Origin of the sequence: Cryobacterium lactosi, assembly GCF_004403945.1 — a bacterium.
GTDB lineage: Bacteria > Actinomycetota > Actinomycetes > Actinomycetales > Microbacteriaceae > Cryobacterium > Cryobacterium lactosi.
Genome location: NZ_SOHM01000007.1, coordinates 385,905 through 398,956 on the forward strand (window position 1 = coordinate 385,905; position 13,052 = coordinate 398,956).

13 protein-coding genes are annotated in these 13,052 nt (G+C 64.2%); 3 read left to right on the forward strand and 10 right to left on the reverse strand.

The annotated features are described in order from the left end of the window. Positions 1–37: 37 nt before the first annotated feature. Genes E3T61_RS03745 through E3T61_RS03760 form a run of 4 tightly spaced genes read right to left on the reverse strand, consistent with a single transcriptional unit; the run spans position 38 to position 3,286 of the window. A complete protein-coding gene (locus E3T61_RS03745) occupies positions 38–541 on the reverse strand; it encodes an acyl-CoA thioesterase (RefSeq protein ID WP_134639536.1) in 504 nt (167 codons plus the stop codon). Between the two features lie 6 nt (positions 542–547). Beyond that, positions 548–2,230: an energy-dependent translational throttle protein EttA gene (gene ettA / locus E3T61_RS03750; RefSeq protein WP_130178805.1), complete on the reverse strand. Its 1,683-nt coding sequence runs from the start codon at positions 2,228–2,230 to the stop codon at positions 548–550. Between the two features lie 5 nt (positions 2,231–2,235). Continuing rightward, positions 2,236–2,742 carry a DUF6993 domain-containing protein gene (locus tag E3T61_RS03755; protein WP_241992361.1) on the reverse strand — a complete coding sequence of 169 codons (507 nt, stop codon included), beginning with the start codon at positions 2,740–2,742 and terminating at the stop codon, positions 2,236–2,238. 46 nt (positions 2,743–2,788) lie between these two features. Beyond that, entirely contained in the window at positions 2,789–3,286 is a 498-nt protein-coding gene (locus E3T61_RS03760; protein WP_134639537.1) for a single-stranded DNA-binding protein, read from the reverse strand. A gap of 194 nt (positions 3,287–3,480) precedes the next feature. On the opposite strand from E3T61_RS03760, the gene E3T61_RS03765 reads away from it, so the two are divergent. The 3 genes from E3T61_RS03765 to E3T61_RS03775 all read left to right on the forward strand — a co-directional run bounded on the left by E3T61_RS03765 (position 3,481) and on the right by E3T61_RS03775 (position 5,726). Further along, positions 3,481–4,488 carry an aldo/keto reductase gene (locus tag E3T61_RS03765; RefSeq protein ID WP_134639538.1) on the forward strand — a complete coding sequence of 336 codons (1,008 nt, stop codon included), beginning with the start codon at positions 3,481–3,483 and terminating at the stop codon, positions 4,486–4,488. A 100-nt stretch (positions 4,489–4,588) separates the two neighbouring features. Further along, positions 4,589–4,870, forward strand: a complete 282-nt coding sequence (locus E3T61_RS03770; protein ID WP_134639539.1) for a hypothetical protein — start codon at positions 4,589–4,591, stop codon at positions 4,868–4,870. Positions 4,871–4,901: 31 nt separating this feature from the next. Then, complete coding sequence (locus E3T61_RS03775) at positions 4,902–5,726, forward strand: EI24 domain-containing protein (RefSeq protein WP_134639540.1); 825 nt, start codon at positions 4,902–4,904, stop codon at positions 5,724–5,726. 29 nt (positions 5,727–5,755) lie between these two features. On the opposite strand, the gene E3T61_RS03780 is transcribed toward E3T61_RS03775, so the two are convergent. From E3T61_RS03780 to E3T61_RS03805, 6 genes are all read right to left on the reverse strand, one after another. Then, positions 5,756–6,838 carry a formylglycine-generating enzyme family protein gene (locus E3T61_RS03780; protein WP_478213445.1) on the reverse strand — a complete coding sequence of 361 codons (1,083 nt, stop codon included), beginning with the start codon at positions 6,836–6,838 and terminating at the stop codon, positions 5,756–5,758. A gap of 73 nt (positions 6,839–6,911) precedes the next feature. Next, positions 6,912–7,994, reverse strand: coding sequence for a LacI family DNA-binding transcriptional regulator (locus E3T61_RS03785; protein ID WP_134639541.1), 1,083 nt, complete (start codon positions 7,992–7,994; stop codon positions 6,912–6,914). Between the two features lie 30 nt (positions 7,995–8,024). Continuing rightward, positions 8,025–9,866, reverse strand: coding sequence for a glycoside hydrolase family 2 protein (locus E3T61_RS03790; RefSeq protein WP_134639542.1), 1,842 nt, complete (start codon positions 9,864–9,866; stop codon positions 8,025–8,027). Positions 9,867–9,892: 26 nt separating this feature from the next. Continuing rightward, positions 9,893–10,729 (reverse strand): carbohydrate ABC transporter permease, encoded by an 837-nt coding sequence (locus E3T61_RS03795; RefSeq protein ID WP_241992362.1) that lies wholly within the window; start codon positions 10,727–10,729, stop codon positions 9,893–9,895. Positions 10,730–10,781: 52 nt separating this feature from the next. Beyond that, positions 10,782–11,723, reverse strand: a complete 942-nt coding sequence (locus E3T61_RS03800) for a carbohydrate ABC transporter permease (RefSeq protein WP_134639544.1) — start codon at positions 11,721–11,723, stop codon at positions 10,782–10,784. A gap of 30 nt (positions 11,724–11,753) precedes the next feature. Further along, positions 11,754–13,040 carry an extracellular solute-binding protein gene (locus E3T61_RS03805; RefSeq protein ID WP_134639545.1) on the reverse strand — a complete coding sequence of 429 codons (1,287 nt, stop codon included), beginning with the start codon at positions 13,038–13,040 and terminating at the stop codon, positions 11,754–11,756. Between the last annotated feature and the right edge of the window lie 12 nt (positions 13,041–13,052).

Genomic DNA, 13,052 nt, shown 5'->3' on the forward strand with positions numbered 1-13,052 from the left:
CGGAAAATATGGGGCTTAAGTCACAGTTCGCGGGAGGCTATTTGCGGGTGAAGGTTATCGCGGGCTCGAGGTAGGGAGTCCAGGCGGTTCGCTCGAGTTCGTTGATCTTGCGGGGGCGTTCCGTGGCCGCATCCACCAGGACGATGGTGGTGGTGGCGCGCGCGTACAACCGGGCGCTCTCCTGACCGGCGGGACCGTAGACCACGTAACACACGTCGAGGCTGGCTCCGCCGAGCTTGCCGATCCACAACTGGATGTCGATCGGCGCACGCAGATACGGGATCGGAGCGAGGTATTCGATCTCGAGCCGGGCGATCAGGGTCAGCGTCGCCGCCCCCGGTCGCCCATCCAGCACCGCGGTCCCCCGGGAGGCAGTGTCGTGCGGGGCGGTTCCGGAGCCGGCCGCGCCTCCCGCCTCGTCGTTCGACCAGAACGCCTGGATGCGCGCCTCCTCGAGGAGGCGCAGCATCTCGGCGTTGTTGACGTGGGCGTACGCGTCGAGATCCGACCAGCGCAGCCGGATGGGGACGTGTAGCCGCATGGCGACCTAGTCCCTGGTGAGCTTGCGGTACGCGGACCGGTGCGGCTTGGCCGCATCCGGGCCGAGTCGCTCGATCTTGTTCTGCTCGTAGGACTCGAAGTTGCCCTCGAACCAGTACCAGTTGCCCGGAGCCTCGGCCGTGCCCTCATAGGAGAGGATGTGCGTGGCGATACGGTCCAGGAACCACCGGTCGTGGGTGATGACCACGGCGCAGCCGGGGAACTCGAGCAACGCATTCTCCAGCGAGCCGAGGGTCTCGACGTCCAGGTCGTTTGTCGGTTCGTCGAGCAGCAACAGGTTGCCGCCCTGCTTGAGGGTCAGCGCGAGGTTCAGGCGGTTGCGCTCACCACCGGAGAGCACACCGGCCTTCTTCTGCTGGTCGGGCCCCTTGAAGCCGAATGTGGAGACGTAGGCGCGGGACGGCACCTCGGTCTTGCCGACCTGGATGTAGTCCTGGCCGTCGGAGACGACCTCCCAAAGTGACTTGTTCGGGTCGATGCCCCCACGCGACTGGTCGACGTAGGAGATGTCGACGGTCTCGCCGATCTTCAAGTCACCGGCATCCAGCGGCTCGAGGCCCACGATGGTCTTGAACAGGGTGGTCTTACCCACACCGTTCGGGCCGATGACGCCGACGATGCCGTTCCGCGGCAGGGTGAAGGACAGATCTTCGACCAGGACACGGTCGCCGAAGCCCTTCTTGAGCTTCTTCGCGTCGATGACCTGGGCGCCCAGGCGCGGGCCCACGGGGATCTGGATGTCTTCGAAGTCGAGCTTGCGTCCGCGCTCGGCCTCGTTGACCATCTCCTCGTACCGGGCCAGGCGCGCCTTCGACTTGGCCTGACGCCCCTTGGCGTTGGAGCGAACCCAGTCGAGTTCCTCGGCGAGGCGCTTGGAGAGCTTGGCGTCCTTCTTGCCCTGCACCTGCAGGCGCTCCTGCTTCTTCTCCAGGTAAGTGGAGTAGTTGCCCTCGTAGGGGTACAGGTGGCCGCGGTCGATTTCCGCGATCCACTCGGCCACGTGGTCGAGGAAGTACCGGTCGTGGGTGACGGCGAGCACGGCGCCGGGGTACTTGGCGAGGTGCTGCTCGAGCCAGAGCACGCTTTCGGCGTCGAGGTGGTTGGTCGGTTCGTCCAGGAGCAGCAGGTCGGGCTTCTGGAGCAGCAGCTTGCACAGGGCGACGCGGCGCTTCTCACCACCGGAGAGGTCGACGACGGAGTAGTCGCCCGGCGGCGTGCGCAGCGCGTCCATCGCCTGTTCCAGCTGGGAGTCGAGGTCCCAGGCGTCTGCCGCGTCGATCTCTTCCTGCAGGGTGCCCATTTCTTCGAGCAGGGTGTCGAAGTCGGCGTCGGGTTCGGCCAGCGCGGCGCTGATCTCGTTGAACCTGTCGACCTTGGCCTTGATCGGGCCAACACCTTCCTGCACGTTCTCCAGCACGGTCTTGGTCTCGTCCAGCTCCGGCTCCTGCATCAGGATGCCGACGGAGTAGCCGGGCGACAGCCGGGCCTCACCATTGCTGGGGGTGTCGAGGCCGGCCATGATCTTGAGGATCGTGGACTTACCGGCACCGTTGGGGCCCACCACGCCGATCTTGGCTCCGGGGAAGAACGACATCGTGACGTCGTCGAGGATGAGCTTGTCTCCAATGGCTTTGCGCGCACGCACCATCGAGTAAATGAATTCAGCCATAGTGTTTACCAGTCTATTTGGCGCGTGGCTCCGACGAGACACGTTCCGGTTGCGAGCGGGGCGGCGGCGATGCTGTGATAGCCGCCGGACGAGGGGCCGTTCTGGCCGATCAGGCACTCTCCGTTGACGCGGGCGGAGAATTGGATGGAGTCGGCCGGTTCATCCTTGGTGGTCGTGTCCGAGGTGACTTCCATGGTGGTCTTGTCGAAGCCGGCGGCGACGAGGGCGTCGATGTAGCTGCGGCCGGACGCGTTGGGGTCGGCGGCGAGTGCCGCGGTGATGACCGAATCGAAGTACGGCAGATTCTCGGCCGCCGTGCCCTCGGGCAGAAGCTCCGGCGCTGCAGCCTCCGTGGGGGTGGGCGTTGTCGTCGGTGACACGGTCGGTGTCGGTGTCGAGGCGTCACCCGTGGGGACCGAGCAGCCGGCCAGGCCCAGTCCGAGGACCAGACACGCTGCCCAGGTCGTCGCTCTGCGGCTGCGCCGAACGGATGCGTCCAAGTTCCGGGCCACGCGTAGTCCTCCCCCACCGCCGCACGCTGCGACCGAGAAGTCGAGTCTAGGCGGACTGTGTTTCCGTTTCCCTCTGCGTACCGTCTGGGCCGCCCTGCCCCGACTCTCCCGCACCCGCAGGCCCGGCCGGAATCCCGCCCGTGGCCCCGCCGTCCGAGTCCGGGTCCCGCTGCTCGGTGGCCGCCGGCACAATGCTGCGCACCAGGGACGTCGTTCCCCAGCTGAGGTTGTGGCCGACGGCGTCGGCTTCCACCTCGACGGAGGTGCCGGACCGGTCCTCGTTCTCCCAGTCACGGATGCGCAGGCGCCCGGTCACCAGCACCGGCTCGCCCTTGTGCACCGACTGCACCACGTTGTGGGCGAGCTGCCGAAAGCTCGAGACCGTGTACCAGTTGGTGTCGGCGTCCACCCAGGAGTTCTTCACCCTGTCGAAGCGGCGCTGGCGGCAGGCCAGCCGGAACGAGGTGATGGCCAGACCTGAACTTGTCACCAGATGGCGCGGGGTGGTGGCAACGATTCCGGTCAGGGCAATGGTGTCGGTCACGGGAACCTCCTGGGCGGCACGAGGCAGATGGCGGTGGACGCGACCCGGGAACACTCCTCGTGCCGGGTTCGTGTTCCCGGGCCGCTGCAGCCACCCTCCGCCTGTCGGCGCCGCTCCTCGGCCACGGCAGCCCAGGTGTGGACAACCTGCTCCCACAGCAGCGTGGGGAGGAGGCGCGGACCTAGAGTGAGTTCATGACCTTCACTGCTGCAGAGAACCGCTATTCCGAGATGTCGTACCGCCGCACCGGGCGCAGCGGCCTGAAACTCCCCGCACTGTCGCTGGGGCTGTGGCACAATTTCGGCCACGAGCGGTCGATCGACACCCAGCGCGGCATCCTGCGCCGAGCCTTCGACCTGGGCGTCACGCACTTCGACCTGGCCAACAACTACGGCCCGCCTCCCGGCTCCGCGGAAACCAACTTCGGCCGCATCTTCGCCGAAGACTTCCGCCCGTACCGCGATGAGATGATCATCTCCAGCAAGGCCGGCTACGACATGTGGGCGGGCCCCTACGGTGACTTCGGCTCGCGCAAGTACCTGTTGTCGTCGCTTGACGCGAGCCTGGGTCGCCTGGGCCTGGACTACGTCGACATCTTCTACTCCCACCGCCCCGACCCCGAAACGCCCATCGAAGAGACCATGGGCGCCCTGGCCACCGCGGTCCAGTCGGGTAAGGCGCTATATGCCGGCATCTCCAACTACAGTCCGGAGCAGACCGTCGCCGCCTACGCGGCCCTGGCCGAGCACAAGATCCCCCTGCTCATCCACCAGCCGCGGTACTCCATGTTCGACCGTCACATCGAAGACGGCCTGTTCCCCGTGCTCGACGACCTCGGCATGGGCAGCATCGTCTTCTCCCCTCTCGCACAGGGCCTGCTGACCGACCGCTACCTGAGCGGCTCCGTGCCCTCGGACTCCCGCGTTGCCACCAGCCGGTTCCTGAACGAGAGCTCGCTCAACGCCACCTACCTCGAGCGCGCCCGGGCCCTGAACGCCATCGCCGCCGACCGCGGCCAGACCTTGGCGCAGCTCGCCGTCACCTGGATCCTGCGCCAGCCGCAGGTCACCAGCGTGCTCGTGGGCGCCAGCAGCATCGGCCAGCTCGAGCAGACCGTGGCCGCACTCGACGCACCCGCGCTGGACGCCGGGGAGATCGCCGCCATCGAGCCGCACGCCGTGCACGGCACCGGCATGAACTAGTCGGGCGCGCGCATCCCGATGGGGGCTGGCGTGGATGTCGGTGGCCGGTTCTAGCCTGAGGCCAACGGCAACCGCGCCCGCCCTTCGTCTGGAGCACACCATGACCACTCTCACCATGGCGGTACGACCCACGACCATCGCCGACGGCGTCCAGCCCGCACGGGCAGGCGGCTCCGCGCGGGTCAACGGTCCGAGCCTGATCGTCGTGCGCGACGGACTGTGGCGGGTGGTCGACCGGTCCGGGGCCGTCCTGGGGCACATCGAACGCGAGACACATCCCGACGGCGAGCGGTACCTGGCCCGGCGTCTGGTCATGTCCACCCGCCGCATCGAACTCGGTGCCTTCTGGCGCATCGATGACGCGGCCGACTGCTTCCGCTGAAGCCGGGCGCTCGCGCCGCTACGCTGAAACGATGTTGCCCCAGCCGACACCCGCCCAGCCAGCCCGGTCCCAGCCAGCCCGGTCCCGGCCTGGGCTCGTTCCCGATCTACTCTCCGGTGTGGGCTACCTGGGTCGCGGGTTCGGTATGTGGATCACCTCGCCGAAGCTGATGCTGCTCGGCGCCCTGCCTGCGGTCGCCGTCGGCGCCGTGTACCTCGTCGGGATCGTGCTTCTGCTCGTGAACCTCAACGCCCTGGTCACCTGGGCGACACCCTTCGCCAACGACTGGGCCGAGCCAGTGATGCTCACGACCCGGGTAGCAGCCGCCCTGGTCTTCGTGCTGGTCGCCGCATTGGTCGTCGTCTACACGTTCACCGCGGTCACCCTGGTGGTAGGCGACCCGTTCTACGAGCGGATTTGGCGTGCCGTCGAAACCGACCTCGGCAACCCGCCCAACGCTCCGGAGCGGGGATTCTGGCGGTCGCTCGGCCGCGCCATCGGCGACGGCCTCCGACTCCTGCTGCCGGCCGTCGGCGTCGGCTTGCTGCTGCTGGCCAGCGGCTTCATCCCGCTCGTGGGGCCCATCCTGGTCGCCGTGCTCGGTGCCGTTTTCGGCGGCTGGCTGCTGGTGGTCGAGCTCACCGGATTCGCTTTCGACGCCCGCGGTTTCAGCCTGAGCGAGCGACGTCGTGCCCTTCGGACCCGCCGCGGCGTTGCCATCGGCTTCGGCGCGGCGGCCTACCTGCTTTTCCTCGTGCCGTTCGCGGCCGTCGTCGCCATGCCGTCGGCCGTGGCCGGCGCCGCGATGCTCAGCCGGGACACCATCGACACTCTCGCCGCACCTCCAACGCCATGACTCCGCACGGAACCTCCGGTCGCGGTCGCTCAGACGCCGGGTTGCAGCGAGTCGTCGTCCGCTCGCGTTTCGACCGTGCGAAAACCGCCGTTTCCCATCGACGAGTCGGGCGTGTTCGATGAGCGCGCCGAGTTGCGATATCTATTGCAATACGACATGTGACACAGATACGAGCCGCCACGCATGACGCGAACCTGCCCCTGCACCGGCCCGCGCGGGTCAACGAACGCAGAGGCGCGGTAATAGCCGGGATGCCACCAGTCAGCACACCACTCCCACACGTTGCCGATCGTTTGCCAAAGCCCGTAGGCGTTGGGTGTGAAGGATCGCACCGGTGCGGTGGTGAGGAACCCGTCCTCGAGGGCGTTGTCGATCGGGAAGGTGCCCTGCCAGATGTTCATCATCCACGGTTCACCAGGTCGTGTCTGGGTAGTGGGTGCGGCAACCGTCAAATCGGCGTGCGGGTCGTCACCCCAAGGGAACCGCGCACCGTCGAGCCCACCGCGGGAGGCTGCCTCCCACTGGGCCTCCGTCGGCAGCGACCGCCCGGCCCAGGCACAGTACGCGGCGGCGTCGTTCCAGCTGACGTGCACGACCGGATGGTCGCCGAGGTCGTGGATGCCTGAATTCCGGCCGCCGGGATGGCGCCAATCCGCACCCTTCACACCGCGCCACCAGGGCGTGTCTGGTGGGGTGCCCAGGAGATCCTGCATTGGAGCCGCGACGGCGAGGTGGAAGACCGCCGAGAATCCCCACACCTCGGCCTCGGTCCGATAGCCGGTCGCGTCGGTGAATCCGGCGAAGTCGTCATTCGTCACGCTCGTGGCGTCGATTGAGAACCTCTCGAGTCTCACCTCGTGCACGGGCGTCTCCCCATCGCCGCGGTTCTCATCACCGTTGGCGTCGCCCATCCGAAACGATTGCGCCGGCACGGTCACCTGCTCGATCCGGTGGAGCGGCGTCGCCATAGTGACCGGAATCGCAGTGTGGACCGGCCGGGGTGGCGGCGCAAGGAAAGCACCGCGGCCCATCGGCGCGCAACAGCTCGCGGCCGCGTGCCCCGCGGTGCGGGCTGCACCGAACTCGGCCGGGTCGCTCAATCCGCCCACCATGTCGTTCGGTTCATCGGTCGGGTTCATATGATTCACCCCACCACTCCCGCGCCCGAGAAAGCACCCAGGCTCCTCAGCCGGTTTCTGCGACACGAGATGGTCCGCGTGCGACCCGATCACGTATCTGGGTGGCGGAGGAGTCTCGCACAATGAGCGAATGTGGCACGACGATTTGCGAGGGAGGTCGATCTGCATCATCAATGCGTGCAATGAGAGCATCGACTGCGCTCTTGGCGATCAAGGCTTTGTTGGGAGAGATGGTCGTGAGCGACGGCCAGCAGTATCGGCCGTCTGGCGTGTCATCGAATCCGACGAGCGCGATGTCCTCGGGGACTCGCACCCCGAGAAGCCGAAACTGCCGCAAGGCGCCGACCGCCAACAGATCATTCCCACACACGATCCCGTCCACGTCGAGCCCGTCGGCGATCATCTGGCGCGAACGAGCTTCGCCTTCTTGATGGGTGTAATGGTCGGTTTCAATGATGAAACGATCGTCAAGGTCAATACCTGCGTTCGCGAGACTCTGCCGATACCCTTGAAGACGGAGATCGCCGGTTCCGGCCGAACTGTGCGGTTGATAGCCCATGAAGGCGATCCGCCGACGACCGGTGCTGATCAAGTGGTCTGTCAGCTCTTGCGCCGCCGTGACGTTATCGATTGCGACGTGATCAATCCGGCCCTCCCGCAGGTGTTCTCCGAGAATGACAATGGGAAATCCGCCCCGCAGTGCTTCGACCTCGTCCAGCTCCAGGGCGAGCGGGCTGAAAATCGTGCCTTGAACACTGCGCTCCGAGTATGCACGCACAGCGAGCCGTTCCCGGTTGATCCTTCCGCCAGTCACGTTGATCAACACGGTGTAGCGGAGGGATTCGGCATAAGAGATTATCGCGTGGGCGAGATGGGAGAAGTAGGGCGATTCGATATCGGGAATGGCCAACGCGAGTAGTCGAGACGGCGCTCCACGAAGCTCGCGACCTGCCGATGACGGCTGATATCCGAGTTGTTCGATGGCCGCTTCCACCCGCGCGCGCGTCGCCGCTCGAACATTGGGATGATCGTGGAGCACATTCGATACCGTGGCCCACGAGACGCCGGCGATCTCGGCGACGTCCTTCACGGTCGGCCGCTTCCCCTGGGCTGACGCGCTCGCGTTCATAGGTGCAACTTTACCCGGTTGTTCCCGCGCTCATTCCCCCGTTGCCCTGCCGCCCGCGAGTTCAGCCGGCCCATGCTCGTAGGCGGCCTTCTCCATTTGCACCGCCCGGATCCGGCCAATGTCGAGCTTTTCCGTGCGGTCGAATCGGTAGACGCCGTTTTGCTCTTGAAACACATCGGTCAGTTGCGTGTAGCAGTAACCGAACATATGAGGATTGGAGGAGAGCACACGCGTGAGTCCCGCGAAGCGATCGTGGAAATCGCTTTCGCTCGTGACTCGCTGCCCGTAACCCCAGGAGTCGGTCCGATCAGCCCCGTCGGCGTCGATGTGATCGGGGTTCCACCAGATGCCGCCGTACTCCGAGACGAAGTACGGTTGACCCTGATAGGGCAGCGAGAACGGCCCGTTCGCATTCTGGTTGACGAACGGGTGGCCGTCGGCGAGCCCACCCTGCTCCAGTGCAAAGAGCTCCGGGTCCTGCTCGTAGGAGTGAGAGTCGTAGATATCGGTCAGTAGGACTCGATGCGAGTATCCAGACGCATCAATCGTCGGGCGACTCGGGTCTGCCAGTTTCGTGGCGAGAAACATCCCTGTAGTGACATCGTCCAGTGCGGTGATGCGGTCGTGCATCAATTGGTGGGTCTCGTTCAAGGGACACCATCCGATGATGGACGGATGATTCCGGTCCCGTTCCAGCACCTCCAACCACTCCGTCACGAATGATGTAGTGGGCTTCTGGTTGTTCCCCGCCACGCCCTGGCCAGAAACGCCCCAGTCGCCGAACTCCGCCCAGACCAAGTACCCGAGGCGGTCCGCGTGATAAAAGAACCGTTCTTCGAAGACTTTTTGATGCAGCCGGGCCCCGTTGAAGCCCGCCGCCATAGACAGACGGATGTCTTCAATCAAGGCCTGGTCCGTCGGCGCGGTCATCAGTGTTTCCGGCCAGTACCCTTGATCGAGTACGAGCCGCTGAAAAACCGGCGCACCATTCAGCTTGACGATGTGGCCCTCGATCGAGACCGATCGAAGACCTGCGTAGCTTGCAACGGAGTCGACTGTGCTTCCGTCCTCCGCCACGAGCTGCACCTGAAGGTCGTAGAGATGCGGGTCCTCAGGCGACCACTGCCTGATTCGCTCTTCCGGGATTGAAATCCGCACCGTGGGCGCAAGATCGAGATCGGCGCGCACCCGCTCCACCGCAACTTCCCCGGAGGCATCCGAGAGCGAGAGCACGACTCGGTGCCCAGTGGGGTTCCCCGACAGAATCACCTCCACGTCGAAGGAAGAGGATGCGAGTTGTGGCGTAACCCTGAGCCGCCTGATGTGCAGAACGGGGACGGCTTCGAGCCACACGGTCTGCCAGATACCGGTCGTGCGGGTGTAATTGCAATGGGAGTTCTCGAACCAGGTCGCTTGCTTCCCACGAGCCTGCACGGAGCTCCTCAGATCTCGCGCACGGACCACGAGCACGCCCGAACTCTGCCCCGCGAGCGCGTCGGTGATATCGAACGAGAAGGAACTGAAGCCGCCCCGATGCCGTCCAACTTCAGCTCCGTTCACCCACACTGTTGTGTCGTGATCCACGGCGCCGAAGTGAAGCAGCACCCGTGTGTGAGCCCAGTGCTCGGGTACGTCGATGTCGCGCCGATACCACACCGCTTCGAGGAAATCGGTGTTTTCCACCCCCGAAGCCGCTGACTCCGGGGCGAAGGGAACGACAATTTTCTTCGTGAGTGGACGCTCCACCAGGCCACGTTCCATGCCGCTGTCGGCTTGATCGACCTCGAACTGCCACTCCCCGTTCAGGCTGAGCCATTCGTCCCTGACCAGTTGTGGACGAGGATGTTCGGGACGAGGGATCGTGTGGGTCATATGCTCTGGTTCTTTCGGTAGGTGGTTCATTTTCCGCCCGTCGTCGCGATGCCTTGGATCAGGTATCGCTGGCCGACAAGGAACACGAGGAAGACGGGCAGAAGGGTGAGAACGGACATTGCGAAGAGCGGACCCCAGGCGCTGCTTCCGGTTGCGTCGACAAATGACCGCAATGCGACCGAGGCGGAGTACATCTCCGGGGCTGTGAGGTAGATCAGCTGCCCAAAGAAGTCGTTCCAGGTCCAGATGAAGGTGAAGATCGTCGTCGTGACAAGCGCCGGCTTCATCAGCGGGAGGATGACGCTCCAGAAGGTCCTGAAGTATCCACATCCGTCAAGGCGGGCTGCTTCATCGAGTTCGCGGGGTATTCCGCGGATGAACTGGATCATCAGGAAGACGAAGAACGCGTCAGTGGCGAGGAGCTTCGGCACGATGAGTGGCCAGAACGTATTGATCCAGCCGAGCTGAGAAAACATAATGTACTGCGGAACAATCACGACGTGGATGGGAAGCATGATCGTCAGAAGCATGATCGCGAAGAAGATTTTCTTGCCCCTGAATCGGAGTCGCGCGAACGCGAATGCAGCCATCGAGCAGGAGACGAGATTCCCCACGATGCATCCCAGCGCGATGAGCGCTGAATTGATGAGGTAGTGACTGAACGGATGCTGGAGTCCGGTCCAGCCGTCCACGTAGTTGCTGGTCTGCAACGTTTTCAGGAGCAACCCCGGGGCTTGGAAGATCTCCTCCTCCGACCGCAGGGAACTGACCACCATCCAGAGCAGGGGATAGATCATCAGGATTCCGAATCCGATGATGACCAGATGCTTCAGCAACCGCAGGGCCCGTTTTCGCGGACTCATGGTTTTCCGGACACTCCTGATCAGCGTCTGTTGCGGCGCGGTGTGCACGGTTTCAGTCGTCATAGAACACCCAATATCTCGACGCAGCGAAGTTGATGGCGGTAAACGCGCCCACGATGATCAACAGCAACCAGGCCATGGCCGACGCATAACCCATCTGGAAATTCCCGAAACCCATCTGATAGAGGTAGAGCGTGAAGAACATCGTTGAATCTGATGGCCCACCGGTGCCTCCTGAGACGATGAACGCTTGCGTGAACGCTTGGAAGGCGTGAATGATCTGCAAGACCAGATTGAAGAAGATGATCGGGGACAACAGGGGAAGGGTGATCCTCCAGAACTGGCGCAACTGTGAAGCGCCGTCGACAGAAGCAGCTTCGTAGTACATCGTCGGTATCTGGCGCAGGCCGGCCAGGAAGATGACCATGGGGGCACCGAAGGTCCACACGTTCAACGTGATGAGGGTCCCGAGCGCAGTGGACGGGTCGGAGATCCACGCCGGCGGGTTGGCTACTCCGATGGCTTCGAGTCCTTGATTGACCAGCCCGCTCGTGCCGAACAGCTGCCGCCAGAGGACGGCAATGGCCACGGAGCCTCCCAGCAATGAGGGCAAGTAGTACACCGACCGATAGAAGGAGAGTCCCCGCATTCCGTAATTCAGTGCGATGGCCAACCCGAGGGCGGCGGCGAGTTGGATCGGCACCGAGATGAACACGTAAATGAAGGTGACCCCGAGCGAGTTCTTCAGTCTCTCGTCCGAGAACATCTGCGTGTAATTGTCGGTCCCGACCCAGTTCGGCGCCTGCAGCAGGTTGTAGTCCGTCAGGGAGATATAGAGCGAGACGAGCATGGGGCCAGCTGTGATCAGCACGAGACCGGCCAGCCAGGGCAGCAGGAACAGGTAGGCGGCGCGTTCCTCCTTCTTGTTCGCTTCTGATGTGAAGTCCGATCTGCCCGCCCGGCTCAGGCTCCTGATTTCACTGAGCGCTGACATATCGCCTCCGGTACGGCTGCCTCACTGCGTTCATGAGAGGATCTGCACAGACTGCTCCTGGAAGTCCTGCGCTGCCTTCGCCGGCGTGGACTTGTCGAAACTGATGTCCTGCGCCTGCCTCGCAAAGAGCGAGAGCAGTTCGTTGTAGCCGGTCGGCCAGGCCGCAGGAGCGGGGCCTGCGAGGTCGCGGACACGCTCGATGTACCCGGCCGCTTTGCCGGCTGGAGAGGTCGGGTCAAGCGCCAGTAGATCGATGGCGCGTTGCGTCGGCGGCACTCCCAGGACAACACCCAGGGTTTGGATTGCCACATCGTCATTGATCAGGAAGTCGATCAGGTCCGCGGCTGCCGCTGGGTCCTTCGCATTCGACGAGATGGACCAGAAATCGAGGCATTTGACGAACAGGCCCTTGGCCTCGCCGGACACCGTTGGTGGCATCAAGACCTCCAACTGCCGTGTCATCACGGGCTGCAAGAACGCGATCTGCTGCACCCAGCCAAAGCCCACCGCAGTGATTCCCTTCGCGAGGGGCCAGGTGTCGAAGCCAGTGGTCTCAGCCGAGATCGATGCCGGCGGCGCACCCCGATCGGTGCGCATATCGGCCCAGTAGGACCACCAGTCTTCGATCACGTCCACATCGACGGCGAGAGCGGAACCATTCGCGGTGAACAGTTCTGTTCCGTGGTCCCGAGCGAAGCTCTCGAAAAGCTGGAAGTTTCCGCCTTGGTCCATCGACCCGTAGACCTTGCCGGCTCCGCTGGCGCCTATCGCCTTGGCCCAGTCGGCGAAGCTTTCCCACGTCCAGTCATCGGTCGGGACCGACCCACCCAGGCTTCCGATGAGTTCTGGATCGACGAACGCGGCATTGGCTATCGAACTCTGACTGACGCCGAAATACTTTCCGTCAAGGTTGCCGCTCTCGGCGACGTCCCGGGGCATGTCGCTGATGTTGATGTCGCTATCGATGTACTTGCTGATGTCCAGAAGTGCCCCCCGGTTCGCGTAGTCCGAGAAGTAGCTCATCGACATCCTGACTACGTCGGGGGCTGTCCGTCCCGCGGTCTGCGTCGCGAGCTTGTCCCAGTAGTCAGCGAACGCCGCGTACTGTTCGCTGATCGAGATGCTCGAGTCCTTCTTTGCGTATTCGGTGATCAGCTTCTTCATCGCCTCGTGTACCGCGTCCCCGCCGTACCAAGCGAGCCCGAGCCGGCCGGCTCCGGCGCCGCCACCGGGGCCGGCGCACGCTGCGAGTGTCGCGGTGGCGAGGCCGGCGAGTGTGATGCCGATGAGTTGGCGACGATTCAAATCGATGTTCATGAGTGCTCCTTT